Here is a 16,993-nt window from a genome sequence, read left to right as displayed (position 1 = left end):
GCCGAGCTGCGTGGCCGTCCCAGGTCGTCGGTGGCTTTGCCCGTGTGACGCAACTGTGGAGCCGCTTCAGATCGGTGCCTCGACGTTTCCCGCAGCGGTCCGAGGGTGGGGCGAATGACGCACGAGGTGCGATACGGGCTGATTCTGCTGGGCGAGCGGATCGCGGGCAGCGGCCCCGCCCGGCTTCTCCGAAGGGCCCGCCGTCCGGGGGCTTACCGGGATCGCCAGGGACGACCGAGCTCGGCAGGAGCATGCGGAACATCCCTCAGCGGAACCACAACGGGCTTTGGGGGCGGGGATGGTCCACGCAGATATCAAGCTTGACGGGCTGCGTGGGCCATCCCCGCCCCCAAAGACCCACCATGCACCCACAAGAAGCCGAACAAAACCATGCAACCACCCGGCAATCGGCGGGAGCGACGGTCAGTGCCATGCAACCAGGCACGACAGGAAAGATCTCCAAGAACAAGGGATACCGGACCCGATTGGGACGAGCCGAGGAGCTCTGGCAGAATGGACGGGTCCGGCGTGCGCAGAGGTGCCCTCTAACTCCTCCACGCACCGCCAGTCCTCGAGGCATCGGTCCCATATCCCCACGTGGGTTCCGTTCTCTCACCCACGTACCGGCTCCCAGGCGGGCCGGTCGTCATCGCAACAGGAGCGAACAAGACCGTGGCCGTAAAGATCCGGCTCCTGCGGATGGGCAAGATCCGCAACCCGCAGTACCGCATCGTCGTCGCCGACTCGCGCACCAAGCGTGACGGCCGCGCCATCGAGTACGTCGGTATCTACCAGCCCAAGGAAGACCCCTCGATCATCGAGGTCAAGTCGGAGCGGGTGCAGTACTGGCTCTCGGTCGGCGCGCAGCCGAGCGAGGCCGTGCAGCGTCTGCTCGAGAAGACCGGCGACTGGCAGCAGTTCAAGGGCCTGCCGGCCCCGCCGCCGCTGCTGATGAAGGCCGAGAAGGTCAGCCGCCTGGCGACCTACGAGGCTGAGGCGAAGGCTGCCGCCGGTGTCGCCGAGGCTCCGGCTGCCAAGCCGGCCAAGAAGGCTCGCGCGACCGAGAAGGCGGCCGACAAGCCCGCTGACAAGGCTGCCGACAAGCCCGCTGACAAGGCTGTCGACAAGACCCCGGCTGCGCCGGAGGTTGCCGAGACGCGGCCGAGTGACACCAAGGCTGTCGACCCGGCCGAGCCGAACCGTGAGGCTGTTGCCGCGGACGCGAAGGACCCGGCCGGTGCCGGCGCCGACGGCAACTGACGGGGCGCTCCGGCCTGCGCTGGAGCACCTCGTCAAGGGCATCGTCGACAACCCGGACGATGTCCGGGTCCGGCTGGTCGACTCGCGCCGCGGTAAGCGGCTCGAGGTGCGCGTGCACCCTGAGGACCTGGGTACGGTCATCGGGCGCGGCGGGCGTACGGCCAAGGCGCTGCGTCAGGTCATCGGTTCGATCGGTGGGCGCGGCATCCGCGTCGACATCGTCGACGCGTACTGAGCTGCTGCCTGATGTTGCTGGTCGTCGGTCAGATCGGGAAGCCCCATGGGATCCGTGGGGAAGTGCTGGTGACGGTGCGGACCGATGATCCAGAGGCGAGATTCGCCGCCGGGTCGGCGTTCACCACGGAGGTCCCTCGGGACCGCCGGGTGAGTGCCGGCCCGGCGGCTGCCGCCGTCCCGGGGGTGCCTTATCAGGTGCCCGCGAAGCTTGTCCTCGAGGCGATCCGCTGGCATCAGGGCAAGGGCATCGCCCAGTTCGAGGGCGTCCTCGACCGCAACACCGCTGAGGCTTTGCGTGGCGTGTTGTTGCAGGTCGACAGCTCGGAGGTCACCGAGCCGGACGATCCGGACGAGTTCAACGATCATCAGCTCGCCGGCCTGTCCGTGGAGTCGGTCGATGGCACTGTGCTGGGCACGGTCGACCGGATCGATCACGCGCCTGCTTCGGATCTCATCGTCTTGAAGAGGGCGGCCGGGGGCACGGCGCTCATCCCGTTCGTCAGCCAGATGGTGCCGACGGTCGATCTGGCCGGCGGTCGGATCGTCGTCGACCTGCCCGAGGGTCTGCTCGACCTCTGATGCGCGTTGATGTCGTTTCCATCTTCCCCGAGTATTTCGCTCCGCTGGAGCTGTCGCTGATCGGTAAGGCCCGCGGCGCCGGCATCCTCGAGCTGGCTGTGCATGATCTGCGCACCTGGACCTCGGATGTGCATCGCACGGTGGACGACTCCCCGTACGGCGGTGGCCCTGGCATGGTCATGCGGCCGGAGCCGTGGGCGGCCGCGTTGGATGCGGTCGCCGGTCCTTCGTCCGTTCTCGTGGTGCCGTCGCCGGTGGGTACGCCGTTCACCCAGGCGGACGCGCACGAGCTCGCCGCTCTGGACCACCTGATTTTCGCCTGCGGCCGGTACGAGGGCATCGACCAGCGGGTCCTCGACGACGCGGCTGCGCGGATGCCGGTTCGTGAGGTCTCGCTCGGCGACTATGTGCTCTTCGGTGGTGAGGTCGCGGTCATTGTGATCATGGAGGCGATCACCCGGCTGTTGCCCGGGGTGCTGGGCAACGCGGAGTCGCTGACCGAGGAGTCGCACGCGGCCGGCCTGCTGGAGGCGCCGGTCTACACGAAGCCGGCCGTCTGGCGGGACAGGGCGGTGCCCGAGGTGCTCCGGTCCGGTGATCATGGCCGGATCGCGCGCTGGCGGCGTACCGAATCGTTGCTGCGCACCGCGGCCCGGCGGCCGGACATGCTGGCCGCGTATCCGGTTGATCTTCTGGACAAGAAGGACCGGGCCGCCCTGGACGAGGCCGGATTTCAGATCCCGCCCCCGGGTGTGGCAAAGTAGTGAGGTTGCCGTTCGCGCCCCACGCCGTGGCCGGCCGGACGAGGACCCCCTGCACCGATGTCAGCGGGTCAGAATCACCCAATCGCGCATCGAACTCCCGGTGCGCTTTGAGTACGACGAGGATGCAGCGATGAACACGCTGGACCAGCTCGACGCCCAGTCGCGGCGCACCGACATCCCCGACTTCCGGGCCGGTGACACCGTCAAGGTGCACGTCCGGGTCGTCGAGGGCAACCGTTCCCGCGTCCAGATCTTCCAGGGCGTCGTGATCAGCCGCCAGGGCGGCGGGCTCCGCGAGACCTTCAAGGTCCGGAAGATCAGCTTCGGCGTCGGCGTCGAGCGGACCTACCCGGTCAACAGCCCGCAGCTCGACCGCATCGAGGTCGTGACCCGCGGTGACGTGCGTCGCGCCAAGCTCTACTACCTGCGTGAGCTCCGGGGCAAGAAGGCCAAGATCAAGGAGCTGCGCGAGAAGCAGACGGTCAGCTGAACCCCCCACCGGTCCGGGCCGTATTCACTCGGACTGACGTTTACTGCGCGGGCGCACTACGCTTGCGTCAGTGACGGATGGGAACTCAGCAGGACCATTCGCACTACCGCCCGTCATGTCCCCACCGGGGGAACTCGGGCGGTAGTGCTGTATCCGGGGCGGTTCGACCGGACGGCGGCGGGAGATGCGTAGCGTGGAACCGATGCAGGGGTATCGACCCTCCTCCTCCGGACGTCGCCGCGGGCGGGTGATCCGGCGCAAGGAGATGCCCCTCTGGCAGGAGTTGCCGCTGCTGCTGGTGGTGGCCTTCTGCCTGGCCGTGCTGATCCGCACCTTCCTGGTGCAGGCGTTCTACATCCCGTCCGGCTCGATGGAGAACACCCTCGCGATCAAGGACCGCGTCCTGGTCAACAAGGTCGTCTACGACATGCGGGACCCGCTGCGCGGCGAGATCGTGGTCTTCCGCGGCACCGACAACTGGGCGCCCGAGCAGCCGGCCGAGCCGATCAGCAACACCTTCGGCGCCAAGCTCGGCCGCACCGTCGGCGACCTCGTCGGGGTCAGCCGTCCGGGCGAACGCGACTTCATCAAACGGGTGATCGGCCTGCCCGGCGACAAGATCGCCTGCTGTGACGACCAGGGCCGGATCACCGTCAACGGCGAGCCGATCGACGAGCCGTACATCTTCGAGAACTCGCCGCTGGACGCGCCGCCGAATCCGCGGCAGTGCACCAGCCGCCGGTTCGCCGAGGTGACCGTCCCCGCGGGTGAGATGTTCGTCATGGGCGACCACCGCCTGGTGTCGCAGGACGCGCGCTGCCAGGGGCCGGTACCCATCGACAACATCATCGGCCGGGCCTTCGTGGTGGTGTGGCCCACCAGCCACTTCACCAGCCTTTCCGTGCCGGACAACTGGAAGTCGTACGCGGCGGCGCATCCGATCGCGGCCGCTCCGACCGGTGAATCTCCCCGGCATGCCCCCGATCCCGCCACCGCTGCCGTTATGCTGCCGTTCCTCTTAAGTGTCGGCGTATCCGCGCGTTCCGGACTGTGGTTGCGGCTCCGGGGACGTAGGCTCCGATCGTGATTGACGAGCACACCGAGTCCTCGAAGCGCAGCGGTTCGTTCTGGCGCGAGCTACCGATCTTGCTGGGAGTGGCGATCCTCGTCGCCGTCCTGGTGCGCTTCTTCGTGCTGCAGACCTTCTACATCCCGTCGCCGTCGATGGAGCACACGCTCAACGTCTGGGACAGGGTGCTGGTCAACAAGCTCGTGTACGACTTCCGCGAGCCGCGCCGGGGCGAGATCGTGGTCTTCAAGGCCCCGACCGACTGGCAGAGCGGCACCGAGGGCGAGGACTTCATCAAGCGCATCATCGGCGTCAGTGGCGACCACGTGGTCTGCTGCGACGACCAGGAACGCCTGATGATCAACGGTCACTCGCTGGACGAGCCGTTCATCTACACCGACGCGGACGGCCAGCAGGACCCGGCGGCGGACGAGAAGTTCGACATCACCGTGCCGGCCGGCCGGCTGTGGGTCATGGGTGACCACCGTTCCGCGTCCGGCGACTCCCTGGAGCACTGGGAGCAGACCAAGGACATCCAGGCCGCCACGATCCGGACCGACTCGATCGTCGGCCGGGCGTTCACGATCTTCTGGCCGGTGTCCCGGGCGACCTTGCTCTCCGTGCCCAAGGAGTTCGACGACGTCCCGAACGCGGCACCGGCCAACTGACGCGGCGCCGGGCGACTGACCCGGCGTCAAGATCGACCATCGGCGCAATAGGCTGGGGGCGTGACGTTCATCGACCGCCGGGCCGCCCGGGTGCTTCTCATCGATGCCGCGGAGCGCGTTCTGCTGCTGCACGGCGGTGACCCGGCACGCGCGGACCAGCACTGGTGGTTCACACCCGGCGGTGGGCTGAACGAGGGCGAGACGCCCGTCCTGGGCGCGGCCCGCGAGCTGCTGGAGGAGACCGGCCTGCGGGTCGATCCCGCCGAGCTGGGCGAGCCGGTGCACCACGAGACCACCGAGTTCAGCTACGACAACCGCCAGTACCGCCAGGACCAGGACTTCTTTCTGCTGCGGATCGACTCGTGGCAGGTCGACACCACCGGCTTCGACCTCGAGGAGCAGCGCACGATCACCGCGCACCGCTGGTGGTCCGTGGCCGAGCTCGACACCTCGACCGAGCAGATCTTCCCGATCGGGCTCGCCGACCTGCTGCGTAAGGTCCTCTGATGCTGAGTCCGCCCCGGACGGTGGTGCGCCGCGAAGGCGGCCTCTACGCCCTTGAGCGGGCGCTGCAGCGCCGTGGCTTCCGGCACGTCGCCGGGGCCGACGAGGCCGGCCGCGGCGCCTGTGCGGGCCCGCTGGTCGCCGCCGCGGCGATCCTGCCCGAGGGCAAGCGCGGCGAGATCGACGAGCTGGCCGACTCCAAGCTGCTCACCGCGGCCGCCCGCGAACGCGTCTACGCCGAGGTGGTCACGCGGGCGCTGGCCTGGTCGGTGGTGATCGTCCCGCCGGCCGAGGTGGACGGCCGCGGCCTGCACGTCTGCAACCTGGCCGCGATGCGCCGCGCGCTCGCGTCGCTCACGACCCGCCCCGAGTACGTCCTGACCGACGGTTTCCCGGTCGACGGGCTGGGCGCACCGGGCCTCGCGGTGTGGAAAGGCGACCGGGTGGCGGCCTGTGTGGCGGCGGCCAGCGTGCTCGCCAAGGTCACCCGGGACCGGCTGATGGTGGAGCTGGACGGCAGGTTCCCGGACTACGGTTTCGCGGTGCACAAGGGCTACATCACCGACGAGCACAGCGCGGCGCTGACCAGGCACGGTCCCTGCGCGGAGCACCGCTTCTCGTACGTGAACGTGGCGGCCGTCTCCGGGCGCGGCAACCGGCCTCCCCGGGCCCGCCGCCCCGCGGTTCTGCCCCCGGTCAACGCCGAGCCGCTGATGCTCTGGCCAGCAGTGGAGGGTACCGTCGGCGTGGCGTCGGGCGAGCAGCCTCGGCCGCCGGTGCCGGTGGGGGAAGATGAGGCCATGGAGGGCGAGAAGCGATGAGCGCAGAGGATCTCGAGAAGTACGAGACCGAGATGGAGCTGCAGCTCTACCGGGAGTACCGCGACATCGTCCGACAGTTCTCGTACGTGGTGGAGACGGAACGCCGGTTCTACCTGGCGAACCAGGTGGACCTGCACGTCCGCAACTCCGACGGCGAGGTCTACTTCGAGGTCGAGATGCACGACGCGTGGGTCTGGGACATGTACCGGCCGGCCCGCTTCGTCAAGAACGTCCGCGTGATGACGTTCAAGGACGTCAACGTGGAAGAGCTGGAGAAGCCGGACATCTCACTGCCGGACGAGGCCGGTTTCGGCGGGAGCTGACCGGGCGGCCGCGGTTGTCCACAGGGCAGGTCGCGGCCCATCTCGGAAAAGAGCACCATGCCTGGCATGGTGCTCTTGCTTTCGGCCCTCATGGTCCTGGCCGGTCTCCCGGTTGCTGCTCCTGAGCGGGCCGGCTGGCCGGTCGACGGAGCCCGGGTCGTGCGGCGTTTTGATCCGCCGCCGCGCCCCTGGCTGCCCGGCCATCGCGGAACGGATCTGGCTGCCGCTCCCGGCTCCGTGGTGCGGGCCGCAGGAGCGGGCACGATCGTGTTCGCCGGGCAGGTCGCGGGGCGCGGGGTCGTCAGCGTGGCGCATCCCGGCGGCCTGCGGACCACCTATGAGCCGGTGGACGTCCAGACGCGCCGGCCCGGTGACGCCGTCGCGGCCGGGGATGCGCTCGGCACGCTGGCGGCTGGTCATCCCGGCTGCCCGTCGGCGGCCTGTCTGCACTGGGGGTTGCGCCGCGGCGCGGACTACCTGGACCCGCTGACACTGCTCGGTCTCGGGCGCGTCCGGCTGCTGCCGCTGTGATTTCAGCGCAGGGACGCCAGCAGGGGTGGCAGGCGTTCCGCCAGGTTCTCGTACTCCTCCGGGCGGTTGTAGATCTGGGCGCTCAGCCGCAGCCAGCCGCGGCCGCCCCACGCGTTCACCGCGACCTCGGTCGCCAGCTTGTCGGCGATCTGCTGGCGCAGGGCATGCGCCTCCGGCTGCGTCGTGGCGACCCCCGACGGCAGCGGCAGGATCCGCATGGCCGCCTCGGCCGCGCCGGGTTCCGGCAGGTCGGAGGGCGCCAGGCCGAGACTCGCCCCGACAAGCCGCTGACCGTACGCCGCGAGCGCCGCGTTGTGCCGCCGCACGGCCTCGACGCCCAGGGTGCGCAGGGTGAAGAGCCCGGCCGGCGCGGCCAGCCAGGGCGAGTAGTCCATGGTGCCCTGCGACTCCACCGACAGCGGGAAGCCGGAGTCATGCTCCCAGGACACGACCAGCGGCTCGACCCGCCGGCGCCAGCCCGGGGCCACGGCGAGCAGGGCGGTGCCCCGCGGGGCGAAGGCCCACTTGTGCAGGTTGCCGACCCAGAAGTCGGCGCCGAGCCGGTCAACCCGGACGGGCAGCATGCCGGGCACGTGCGCGGCGTCGACCAGCACCGGGATCTCATGCTCGCGGGCGGCAGCGGCGATCGCGCGCACCGGCAGCACCTTGGCGGTCGGCGAGGTGAGCTGGTCGATGATCAGCAGCTTGGTCTTGCCGGGCCGCAACGCCCCCCGGATCCGCGACACCACCTCGGCGTCGGAAGCATCCAGCGGCAGCGCGACGGTCCGCGCACTGGCCCCGTCCCGCCGGCACTGCCGCCGCACAGCGATCGCGTTGGCGCCGTAGCCGTGGTCGGTGAGCAGCACCTCGTCACCGGAGGTCAGCCGGATCGACTGCAGCACCAGCGAAACGGCGGCGGTGGCGTTCGGCACCAGAGCGCTGCCGTCCGGGTCGGCGCCGAGGAAATCGGCCAGATGCCGTCGGGTATGGACGATCCGGTCGGTCAGCCCCGGCGAAGCGAAGAACGACATCGGATTGCGCTCGACCTCGTCCCGCAACCGCTGCTGGGCGCGCTGCACGCCGATCGGGACGGCACCGAAGGAACCGTGGTTGAGGTAGGCGGTGGCCGGGTCGAGCGAGAAGAGGAGCCGCGCTCCCGGGATGGGCGGGGGCGGATCTCCGACGCTCACGCCCTGATCGTACGTGGTGCCGGCGGGTCCGTCGCGGCCGTTCCTCAGACGGCCGACGCCCGGTCGTGGCGGCGGTCGTGGTCAGGCTCGGGGGTGGGCTTGTTTGAAGGCGGCGCGGAGGCGTTCGGTGGAGACGTGGGTGTAGATCTGGGTGCTCGACAGTGAGGAGTGGCCGAGGAGGTCCTGGACCGCGCGTAGGTCTGCGCCTCCGTCCAGCAGGTGGGTGGCCGCTGAGTGCCGCAGGTCGTGCGGGCTGGTGTGGGGCAGGCCCGCAGCCTGAGCCGCTGCGGCCACGATCCGGCGGACCACTGTCTGCTGGAGTCGGCCGCCGCGTGCGCCCAGGAAGAGGGCGTCGCCGCTGCCGGGACGGACCAGGGTCGGGCGGCCGTGACGCAGCCAGTCGTCGAGGGCCTTCTCGGCCGGGATGCCGTACGGGACCATGCGTTCCTTGGCGCCCTTGCCGAAGACCCGGATCACCCGGCGCCCCTCGTCGATGTCAGCTGTGTCGAGGCCGCAGAGCTCGCTGACCCGTACGCCGGTTGCGTAGAGCAGTTCCAGGACCGCTCGGTCGCGTACCGCATGGGGGTCGGCCGTGGTGACGACCAGGTCCGCCGCCTGGTCGGCGCGCAACACCGACGGCAGGTCGCGGTGGGCCCTCGGGCTGGCCAGCTGCGCGCCGGCGTCGGCCGGGCAGAGCCCGGACCGGTGCGCCCAGGCGGTGAAGGTCCGGGCGGCGGCGGCCCGACGAGCCTGAGAGGTACGCGCGGCGCCGTCGGTCATTCGCTGCGCGAGCCAGCCCCGCAGCACCGTGATGTGTAGATCGGCCGGGGCGGCACAGCCGGCAGCCGCCGCATGGTCGAGCAACGAGACGACATCTCCGACATAAGCCCGCACAGTGTGCGCGGAGCGGTTGTCGACGCGGGCCAGGTGCACGGCGAAGTCGTCGACCGCGGAACGCATCGCGGGCGGCAGCGATTCGTGTACGTCGCGGGTGCTCACTGTTCTTGCTCCACGCCCTTATCATTCCGCCTTTGGGAGGTGACGTGTCAGCAGCGCGCGGATGGGCCGGGCTGGGCGGGGTGATCACGCTGGTGGTGGCCCTGACGGCATGTTCGGCGTCGCCGGATCCGGTGGAGCCGCGGCCGACCACGCAGGCGTTGGCCACGAACGCGGGACTGGGTGACGCGCCGCCGCCCGGAGCCGCGTCGCCGTCCCCGGAGCCGCCGGAGAAGGTCAGCGAGGCGAACTTCGTGTCGCCGTCCGGGAACATCGGCTGCTACCTGGACAAGTCGGGGGCCCGCTGCGACATCGTCCGCAAGAACTGGCAGCCCCCGCCGGCGCCGGCCGACTGCGACCTCGACTGGGGGTCGGGCATCGCCGTGCACCAGACGGAAGAGGCGACATTCACGTGTGCTGGTGACACTGTGCTGGGCGGGAAAGAGATGCTCGCCTACGGCAAGTCGCTGCGGGCCGGGGACTTCCTGTGCAGCAGCGACAGCAAGGCGATGCGCTGCGAGAACACCGAGTCCGGTCACGGTTTCACGGTGGCGATCGAGCAGTACAACCTGTTCTGAGTTTTGTCAGACCCGGCTCATAGGGTCGGTGCATGGCGAGGTGGCAGGAGATCGAAGACGAGTTCGCCGAGTTCGCGGCGAAGGTGCGGGCCCGCTTCGACGCGGGGACCAACAAGACGATCGCGACGTTGCGCCGGGACGGTGCGCCGCGGATCAGTGCGACAGAGCTGAAGTTCGACGGCGAAGTGACGTTCGGGATGATGGGCGGCTCGATGAAGCTGCTCGACGTCCGGCGCGATCCACGGATAGCGGTGCACAGCCCGACCCTGGAGCCGCCGGCGGACGCACCGGATCAGTGGCCCGGCGACGCGAAGTTGGCCGGTAAGGCGGTGGAGATACCGGCGCCGGGGGAGGAGCCGGTGCCGGGGGCGGGCTACTTCCGCATCGACGTGACGGAGGTGTCCCTCATGTATCTCGGGGTGCCCGCGGATCACCTGGTCATCGAGTCGTGGGACACGGCCCACGGATATCGCCGCCGGACCCGGAAGTAGGGCTGCGCCGGGCTCAGGGACGGGTCAGCTGGACCCGGTCTGCCGGGTGCACGGTTGTGGTGCCGTCGGGTGCCGTGATCACCAGGACCGGGACGCCTTCGGCGAGGCGGTAGGTGCGGCGCTCCGCATCGGTCGGCATGCGGGCGCCGGCCTTCTCACCGCGGCGCAAGGTGATGAGCTCGGTCGGCTCCGGGACGCGGACGAATGTCCCTCGTGGCCGGTCGACGGTGACCAGGCCCTCGGTGCGGAGCTGGCCGATCGCCTGGCGCACGGTGGTGCGGCTGATGCCGTACTCCTGGGCCAGCCGGAGCTCGCTGGGCAGCGGCTCGCCGGGTGCGAGCGCGCCCGACTGGATCTGGTCGCGCAGGAGATCGGCGAGCTGGCGGAAAACCGCGCGGTCGGCCGAGGGGTCGATCATGACATTCACGGTACGTCATTGTATTTACGTTCAGACGGTGGGCTGCGGTGAGGACGGGCGGGATGGTGGAGATCAGCCTCTTGGGCGAAGAGGATCACAGTGAGTGGGAGGCTCTGACCCGGCGCTACAACGAGCACTTCGGCACTGAGATCAGTGCTGCGCTCTACGACCGGACCTGGCGCCGGCTGGTCGCCCGGGAGGAGATCCGCGGGGCTGCTGCCCGGCTTGACGGGGCGATGGTGGGGCTGGCGCACTACTACTTTCACACCAGCCTTTGGGGAGCTGGCCGGTGTTATCTGGCCGACCTGTTCGTGGCTCCGGAGGCTCGGCGGCGGGGCGTCGCGACGGCCATGCTGCACTGGGTTGCGCGAGACGCGCAAGAGCACGACGCGCCCCGGTTGTACTGGAACACCACGTTGGACAATGGTGACGGACGGGCGTTGTACGACACCGTGGCGGACTACAGCGGATTCATCGTTTACAACTATCGACGTGATCAGGGAGCGGGTTCGGCGCGGGACGGCGGGCGGCCTGAGACGAGCGGATGACAGATGCTCGGCCAAGACGCTCGTCGCGCAGGCCGGACTGCACCGGTAGATGTGAAGTGCCACCTGCGCACCGCGGTCGCGCGGTGATGTCGCTGCGTCAGTCTCCGCCGATGGCCTTCAGCGCCTCGGTGAGGATTTGCGGGGTGTCCTCAGGGCGGCTGGCCGCGACGGCCAGTCTGCTCATGGTGATCTCGTAGGGTTCGGAAACGGTCGGGTCGTCGAGGAAGAAGGCGCTGCCGATGTGCTCCAGATAGGCGACGTCCGGTAGGCCCTTGTTCCGTAGCAGGGAGAACGAGGTCGCCACGCCGACGCGTCCTCCGGCGCCGGGCCGCAGGATCTGGATGTTCACGTTGCGGTGCTGGATCGCTTTTTGCAGAAAGGCGATCTGGTCGCGCATGACCTCCGGGCCGGCGATGCCGTCCGGCAGGGCCGCTTCGTCCAGGGCGGCTTGGTCGATCACCGCCCACAGCTGCGGGGTCTTGTTGTTGAGCAGGGCGTGCTGTCGTTGCATGCGGACGTCGACGCGTCGGCGGACCTGGTCCGGGTCGGTGTGGTGGAGGCGGATGACCGCTTCCGCGTACGCGGGTGTTTGCAGGAGACCGGGGATGAAGCGCACTTCGTAGGTGCGGATGTGCTGGGCGATGGACTCCAGCACGAGGTAGGAGCAGAACCACCCGTCGAGGAGATCGCCGTAGGCGTCCCACCACTGGCGGGTCTCCAGCCGGCGGGCGAGTTCGAGGAGGGCCTTGCGTTCGTGGGGGTCGGTGACGCCGTACAGGATCAGCAGTTGGTAGACGTCGTCGGCTTTGGCCTTGATCCGGCCCCATTCGATACGGCTGATCTTCGATCCTGAGCCGCCGATGTGCCGGCCCGCCTCGATCGGGGTCAGGCACTTGGCCTCGCGCAGGGACCGCAACCGGCGGCCCAGCACCTCGCGTGCATCGTCGGGACGTCCTTTGGCGCTGGGTTGCGACGTCAGGATCGTGGACATTCGATTCTCCGGGTTCGAGGTGATGGGCCGGCCGGTTGGTGGCCGGAGCCGGGCATGACCGGCACAGCTCTTGTCACCTGGACGAGTGACTTCGTGGACGCCCGCAGGCCTATGTGGACAGGATGCGCCGGGCGATCTCGCGGGACAGGCCGACGCCGCCGGTTCCGGCGACCAGCGCGAGCGCGGACTCTCCGAGGAGTGCGGCGACGATCGAGAAGCCCAGCAGCAGAAGGTTGACGAGCAGCGGAACGGCAAGGCTCCGGCCGGAGCGACGCCTTGTGATGAGTCGGCGTCGGCGCTCCGGCTGGTGACGACAACGGTTTTCTGGCATGACCACGCCGGATATCGTGCCGCCCCCAAGGCATCCATGCAATGCCATCTGCACGCGTGCATGCACGTGCAAATGCAAGCAACATGCCGGGGGCGGCGTCTTGGCCCGCTTTGAGCGACTATGTGGCTTGAGGGCTGGTCAAATCTTGGCTGCGTTGCAGGCTATGCCGCCGCGGGGCCGGTATCGGCGGTGCGGGGTGATGATGACGGCAGGCGGCCGATTCCGGCATACGCGACGGCCTGGTTCGGGGCCGCCTCAGGCTGCGGATCGCGTTCCGGGAGCCATTCGACGGTCGACACCAGGCCCGGCTCGACGAGCTCCAATCCGCTGAGGAACGCTGCGACCTCCGGGCGAGTACGTGCCTTGAACGGTCCGTGCTCCATGCTCGCCGCCAGCTCGGCGAGATGCGTGGCTGTCCCGGGGTCGAGCGGGTCGTAAGTGACATGAGTCAGGGCCACGTACGAGCCGGGGGCCAGGGCGGCTCTGATCTGGTCGACGGCCGCGTACGCCTGCTCGTCATCAACGATGAAGTGCAGCACGGCCAGGAGCAGCACCGCGATCGGCTGCTTGAAGTCGAGCACCTCGCGGGTGGTCTCGTGGCTCAGGACCGTACCGATGTCGGTCAGGTCGCCGTCCAGGAACTGGATCGTGCCTTCCGGCGTGCCGATGAGCAGCGCGCGGCAGTGGGAGCCGACCAGCTCGTCGCAGTCGACGTACAGGATGCGGCTGCTGGGGTCGACGGCCTGGGCGATCTCGTGCACGTTCGGCTCGTGCGGCAACCCGCATCCGATGTCGAGGAACTGCCGCACGCCTCGCTCGGCGAGGTAGGCGACCTGACGCTCCAGGCAACGGCGAAGTTCCTTGGCGGCCAGGCGGATGCTGGGCAGGGCTTTCTGCAACTTCGCGGCGGAGTCACGGTCGGCCTGGAAGTTGTCCTTGCCGCCCTGCAGGTCGTTGTAGCGGCGGGACGGTGCCGGGCGGGATACGTCGATCGGATTCTCGCCGTAAGTGGCGACGTGGCGTTCGAGGTCACGTCGCCGCTCCGCCATCAGGGCGTCGGGGTCGCGTGAGTCGGGTGAGGGTTTTGTCATGGCGATAGGGGTCCTTGATCGAACGTGGGTTGCGGGTCTGGGGCCGGGGTCGTCAGCCGTTCTGCGCAGGCCTCCACATGCGGTACAGCACCGTGTCGCCGGTGACCGTGATGGTGGGCGGGTTCATGTCCTGGTAGCCGTGCCGCCGGTACAGGGCCCGGTTCTGCAGGCCGGTGGCTTCCAGGTAGGCGGGGGTGCCGTCGGCGTCGAGCCGGCTGTGGGTGTGGTCCATCAGTCGGCTGCCCAGTCCTTGGTTCCACCGGTCGGGGCGTACGGCGAGGAACAGCAGGTGCCAGTGCGGGTCGGTGGGGTGGTGGGCTTCCATCTGCAGATCGAGGTGCTGGAACCGGGGTAGGTGCTCACCGGCGAGATCTGCGAGGTGTTTCTCGTACGCCTCGGGCTCGCGCGCCTCGTGGGTGCGGTCGAACCAGACGGCGGCGGCGCCGGCGTCTGTGGTCACGACGACCTGTCCCGCGCCGCTGATGGCGTGGGCGATGTAGAGCCGGTACCAGTCGCGGGTGATCGTCCGGCGGCGGGACGGGTCGGGGACGAGGTAGTGGATGACCTTCAGGTGATCGAACGAGTCGGCGACGATGTCGGCCACGGTGTCTGTGTCGTCGGGGCCGGCGAGGCGCAGCGTCGGGGTGGTGTCGGTGCTGGTCATGCGGGTGGGCCCTTTCGGTCAGAGGATGGCGGACAGGCCGGAGGTGGAGGCGGTGGCGCTGCGGGCACCGCGACCGATGCCTTCGTAGACGTCGGGTCGGGTGCGTCGCAGGATCAGTCCCCAGGCGGTGCCGGCGGCGAAGATCAGCAGCAGGGCGATGGGCACGATGCGGGCGGGGCCGGTGCCGGGGGTGACACCGTAGAGGCCGGCGAGGTTGTCGATCGCGAGGTAGGCGACGGCCAGCAGGATGGCGGTGGCGAGCAGGGGTGCGATGCGGCGTTGCCACAGGTTTTCGCCGTGGGTGTTGCCGGTGAAGAAGCCGATGACGGCGATGCTGGTCAGCGTGTAGAGCAGCAGGATGCCCAGGCCACCGGTGGTGGAGCCCCAGTAGAACAACTGGACCAGCGGGTCCCAGCCGGCGATGGCGTAGAGGATCAGCACGGCCAGGGCGAGGGTGGTCTGGGCGAGGGAGGCGTTGCGGGGTGCGCCTTTGATGGTGGTGCGGCCGAACAGCCGGGGGAGGACGCCTTCGCGGCCGAGGGCGAAGGTGTAGCGGGCGATGGCGTTGTGGAAGGCCAGTAGTGCGGCGATCAGGCCGGTGCCGAGCAGGATTTTCCCGACGGTGACGGCGGCGTGGCCGAGCATGACGGTGGCTTCGTTGAAGAACAGATCGGCGCCTTCGGCGGTGGCGCGGTCGATGGGCTTGGGTCCGGCGGCGGAGATCTGGACCCAGGATGCGAGGGCGTAGGCGGCGCCGATGACGGCGATGGTGACGTAGGTGGCGGTCGGGATGGTGCGTCGGGGGTCTTTGCTTTCCTCGATGTAGACCACCGATTGTTCGACGCCGGCGAAGGAGGTGGCGCCGAGCACGATCAGCACGCCGAGGCTGGGTCCGGACAGGTCGCTGATGTTCATCGCGGCGCCGGAGAACGCGAAGCCGGAGGTGAGCATGATGGCCAGGCTGTAGAGCACGACCAGGACGGTTTCGGCGACGACCAAAAACACGAGGACGTAGCCGGAGAGTTTGACCTCGTTGGCGCCGAGCAGGGCGACCAGGGCCCAGGCGAGGACGGCGGGGATGAACCAGTGCACGTCGAAGCCGAGCCAGTCGCTGAGCAGGGGGGCGCCGATCGCGGCGCCGAACGCGCCGTAGCAGCACAGTTGGAAGCTGGTGTAGGTGGCCAGGGCGAACCAGGAGGTGCCGACGCCGAACGGGCGGCCGATGCCGTGGGCGACGTAGGCGTAGAACGCGCCGGCGTTGGGGATGTGCCGGGCCATCGCCAGGTAGCCGACGGCGTAGATCATCAGGATGGCGGCGACGGCGATGATCGCGATCGGGAAACCGAGCAGGCCGGTCGCCGCCAACGCGAGGGGCACGACCAGGGTGATGACGGTCAGCGGCGCCACGCTGGAGGCGATGGCCGAGCCGATCGCGAACGGGCCGAGCCGGTTACGCGCGAGTGCGTACGAGATGCCGGTCTGGACGACAGAGGGAGGTGCGGACACCGGGGGTTCCTCCTGCAAAAGGGGTTGAGGGGTAGGGAAGGCATGGGGTTGGTCAGCGCATGGCGGCCTCGCCGATCGCGGCGTCCGCCGCGTGCAGCAGTTCTCGCAACATCGCCTTGATGCCGGACCCGACCGGGTCGGTCAGGCCGGTCTTGATCTGCTGGGTGAGCAAGGACCGCTCGTACGGCGACAGCGTGGCCAGCGCGTGGTGATGCAGCCCGGTGGCCAGGAACAGACCCGCGAGAATGACGTCGGCCCAGGGCAGGGCTCGGCCGGTCTGCACGGCGTGGGTGATGGTGTTCGCCGGTGTCCCGGAGGCGTAGGAGTCAAAGGGCACGTATCGCACCGTGGTGCCGCCGAACAGCCGGCGGTGCTCCTCGCGCTGAACCAGGCCGGTGCGGGACAGCCGGTCGAGAACTCGAGCCTCCGCGCGGCTGTCGTAAGCCAGGTACGAGATCCACGCGTTGAGCGGGTGGCCGGGCCGGCGGTGCCGGGTCTCCTGCTGCACCGGCGGTGGCCAGGCGCCGCGCTCCCAGGCTCGTGGCCCCCACTGCTCCTCGTGCACTGTCGCCCGTACCTGCACCGGGGCCGGCGGGGCAGGCCAGGTCTGCTCTTCGGCCTGCATCGTGACCAGCACCGGGCGCAGCGCAGGATCACTCGGCAGGGCGGCCGCCGTGTCCTGGGCGCGGAACAGTTCGCCCTCGCGCAGCTCCAGAAACCCGCCGTGGATCAGCTCGGCGAGCAGCCCGGTGGCCAGCCCGACCCCGAGCGGCCAGTCACCGATCAAACGAGCGCCTTTGACGCCGTCGTGCGCGGCGAGCCACAGGTCGTCGGTGAGCCGCGTCGGCTCCGCTGACGGCATGACGATGTTCCTTCCTCCGTGAGGTGTTCGCGGTAGCGGAGTCGTGACCGGTGCCGGCTGCGCCGGCGCCGGGCCGAGTGC

General features: G+C 69.4%; 22 protein-coding genes and 1 pseudogene. 14 read left to right on the top strand and 9 right to left on the bottom strand.

Annotation, left to right across the window (positions count from 1 at the left end; all coding sequences use genetic code 11):
- Window positions 1-672 precede the first annotated feature (672 nt).
- The 11 genes and pseudogenes from rpsP to ACQP2Y_RS39775 form a co-directional block, all read left to right on the top strand.
- Window positions 673-1,107, top strand: a pseudogene (gene rpsP / locus ACQP2Y_RS39825) (30S ribosomal protein S16); the annotation flags it as partial.
- Between the two features lie 130 nt (window positions 1,108-1,237).
- Window positions 1,238-1,495, top strand: a complete 258-nt coding sequence (locus ACQP2Y_RS39820) for an RNA-binding protein (protein ID WP_360216835.1) — start codon at window positions 1,238-1,240, stop codon at window positions 1,493-1,495.
- A gap of 14 nt (window positions 1,496-1,509) precedes the next feature.
- Window positions 1,510-2,076, top strand: coding sequence for a ribosome maturation factor RimM (gene rimM / locus ACQP2Y_RS39815; protein WP_433732246.1), 567 nt, complete (start codon window positions 1,510-1,512; stop codon window positions 2,074-2,076).
- Window positions 2,076-2,840: a tRNA (guanosine(37)-N1)-methyltransferase TrmD gene (gene trmD / locus ACQP2Y_RS39810; RefSeq protein WP_433721520.1), complete on the top strand. Its 765-nt coding sequence runs from the start codon at window positions 2,076-2,078 to the stop codon at window positions 2,838-2,840. The genes rimM and trmD overlap by 1 nt, the downstream gene beginning before the upstream one ends.
- Before the next feature lie 130 nt (window positions 2,841-2,970).
- Window positions 2,971-3,330 carry a 50S ribosomal protein L19 gene (gene rplS / locus ACQP2Y_RS39805; protein WP_360549929.1) on the top strand — a complete coding sequence of 120 codons (360 nt, stop codon included), beginning with the start codon at window positions 2,971-2,973 and terminating at the stop codon, window positions 3,328-3,330.
- A gap of 202 nt (window positions 3,331-3,532) precedes the next feature.
- Window positions 3,533-4,417: a signal peptidase I gene (gene lepB / locus ACQP2Y_RS39800; protein ID WP_433721519.1), complete on the top strand. Its 885-nt coding sequence runs from the start codon at window positions 3,533-3,535 to the stop codon at window positions 4,415-4,417.
- Window positions 4,414-5,067 carry a signal peptidase I gene (lepB, locus tag ACQP2Y_RS39795; protein WP_433721518.1) on the top strand — a complete coding sequence of 218 codons (654 nt, stop codon included), beginning with the start codon at window positions 4,414-4,416 and terminating at the stop codon, window positions 5,065-5,067. The genes lepB (ACQP2Y_RS39800) and lepB (ACQP2Y_RS39795) overlap by 4 nt, the downstream gene beginning before the upstream one ends.
- 60 nt (window positions 5,068-5,127) lie before the next feature.
- Window positions 5,128-5,574: an NUDIX hydrolase gene (locus ACQP2Y_RS39790; RefSeq protein WP_433721517.1), complete on the top strand. Its 447-nt coding sequence runs from the start codon at window positions 5,128-5,130 to the stop codon at window positions 5,572-5,574.
- Window positions 5,574-6,392 carry a ribonuclease HII gene (locus tag ACQP2Y_RS39785; RefSeq protein WP_433721516.1) on the top strand — a complete coding sequence of 273 codons (819 nt, stop codon included), beginning with the start codon at window positions 5,574-5,576 and terminating at the stop codon, window positions 6,390-6,392. Before ACQP2Y_RS39790 ends, ACQP2Y_RS39785 begins: the two co-directional genes overlap by 1 nt.
- Window positions 6,389-6,715 (top strand): DUF2469 domain-containing protein, encoded by a 327-nt coding sequence (locus ACQP2Y_RS39780; RefSeq protein ID WP_023561849.1) that lies wholly within the window; start codon window positions 6,389-6,391, stop codon window positions 6,713-6,715. Before ACQP2Y_RS39785 ends, ACQP2Y_RS39780 begins: the two co-directional genes overlap by 4 nt.
- A gap of 66 nt (window positions 6,716-6,781) precedes the next feature.
- Window positions 6,782-7,246: a murein hydrolase activator EnvC family protein gene (locus ACQP2Y_RS39775; RefSeq protein WP_433721515.1), complete on the top strand. Its 465-nt coding sequence runs from the start codon at window positions 6,782-6,784 to the stop codon at window positions 7,244-7,246.
- Window positions 7,247-7,248: 2 nt separating this feature from the next.
- On the opposite strand, the gene ACQP2Y_RS39770 is transcribed toward ACQP2Y_RS39775, so the two are convergent.
- Window positions 7,249-8,436, bottom strand: a complete 1,188-nt coding sequence (locus tag ACQP2Y_RS39770) for an aminotransferase class V-fold PLP-dependent enzyme (protein ID WP_433721514.1) — start codon at window positions 8,434-8,436, stop codon at window positions 7,249-7,251.
- 81 nt (window positions 8,437-8,517) lie between these two features.
- Window positions 8,518-9,396, bottom strand: a complete 879-nt coding sequence (locus ACQP2Y_RS39765; protein WP_433732244.1) for a tyrosine recombinase XerC — start codon at window positions 9,394-9,396, stop codon at window positions 8,518-8,520.
- Window positions 9,397-9,479: 83 nt separating this feature from the next.
- Between ACQP2Y_RS39765 and ACQP2Y_RS39760 the strand changes: the two genes are divergently transcribed.
- Together ACQP2Y_RS39760 and ACQP2Y_RS39755 are read left to right on the top strand one after the other, a co-directional pair.
- Window positions 9,480-10,010 (top strand): DUF6636 domain-containing protein, encoded by a 531-nt coding sequence (locus tag ACQP2Y_RS39760; RefSeq protein WP_433721513.1) that lies wholly within the window; start codon window positions 9,480-9,482, stop codon window positions 10,008-10,010.
- A 32-nt stretch (window positions 10,011-10,042) separates the two neighbouring features.
- Window positions 10,043-10,501, top strand: coding sequence for a pyridoxamine 5'-phosphate oxidase family protein (locus ACQP2Y_RS39755; RefSeq protein WP_433721512.1), 459 nt, complete (start codon window positions 10,043-10,045; stop codon window positions 10,499-10,501).
- 13 nt (window positions 10,502-10,514) lie between these two features.
- Here ACQP2Y_RS39755 and ACQP2Y_RS39750 read toward each other — a convergent pair whose 3' ends face one another.
- The gene (locus ACQP2Y_RS39750) at window positions 10,515-10,919 is read right to left on the bottom strand and encodes a winged helix-turn-helix domain-containing protein (protein WP_433721511.1); all 405 of its coding nucleotides are present in this window, start codon (window positions 10,917-10,919) and stop codon (window positions 10,515-10,517) included.
- 62 nt (window positions 10,920-10,981) lie between these two features.
- Between ACQP2Y_RS39750 and ACQP2Y_RS39745 the strand changes: the two genes are divergently transcribed.
- Window positions 10,982-11,467, top strand: coding sequence for an N-acetyltransferase family protein (locus ACQP2Y_RS39745; RefSeq protein ID WP_433721510.1), 486 nt, complete (start codon window positions 10,982-10,984; stop codon window positions 11,465-11,467).
- A 97-nt stretch (window positions 11,468-11,564) separates the two neighbouring features.
- Here ACQP2Y_RS39745 and ACQP2Y_RS39740 read toward each other — a convergent pair whose 3' ends face one another.
- The 6 genes from ACQP2Y_RS39740 to ACQP2Y_RS39715 form a co-directional block, all read right to left on the bottom strand.
- Window positions 11,565-12,458 (bottom strand): helix-turn-helix domain-containing protein, encoded by an 894-nt coding sequence (locus ACQP2Y_RS39740; protein WP_433721509.1) that lies wholly within the window; start codon window positions 12,456-12,458, stop codon window positions 11,565-11,567.
- Between the two features lie 109 nt (window positions 12,459-12,567).
- Window positions 12,568-12,795 carry a hypothetical protein gene (locus tag ACQP2Y_RS39735; protein ID WP_433721508.1) on the bottom strand — a complete coding sequence of 76 codons (228 nt, stop codon included), beginning with the start codon at window positions 12,793-12,795 and terminating at the stop codon, window positions 12,568-12,570.
- A gap of 155 nt (window positions 12,796-12,950) precedes the next feature.
- Window positions 12,951-13,880 carry an SAM-dependent methyltransferase gene (locus ACQP2Y_RS39730; RefSeq protein WP_433721507.1) on the bottom strand — a complete coding sequence of 310 codons (930 nt, stop codon included), beginning with the start codon at window positions 13,878-13,880 and terminating at the stop codon, window positions 12,951-12,953.
- A 52-nt stretch (window positions 13,881-13,932) separates the two neighbouring features.
- Window positions 13,933-14,544: a GNAT family N-acetyltransferase gene (locus tag ACQP2Y_RS39725; RefSeq protein WP_433721506.1), complete on the bottom strand. Its 612-nt coding sequence runs from the start codon at window positions 14,542-14,544 to the stop codon at window positions 13,933-13,935.
- Between the two features lie 18 nt (window positions 14,545-14,562).
- On the bottom strand, window positions 14,563-16,050 hold the full coding sequence (locus tag ACQP2Y_RS39720) for an APC family permease (RefSeq protein WP_433721505.1): 1,488 nt from the start codon (window positions 16,048-16,050) through the stop codon (window positions 14,563-14,565).
- 52 nt (window positions 16,051-16,102) lie between these two features.
- Complete coding sequence (locus ACQP2Y_RS39715; protein ID WP_433721504.1) at window positions 16,103-16,912, bottom strand: GOLPH3/VPS74 family protein; 810 nt, start codon at window positions 16,910-16,912, stop codon at window positions 16,103-16,105.
- Window positions 16,913-16,993 lie beyond the last annotated feature (81 nt).

Source organism: Actinoplanes sp. CA-051413 (assembly GCF_050955795.1).
GTDB lineage: Bacteria > Actinomycetota > Actinomycetes > Mycobacteriales > Micromonosporaceae > Actinoplanes.
The sequence above is the reverse complement of the archived record's forward strand: the minus strand, read 5'-3'. Positions and strand labels throughout refer to the sequence as shown.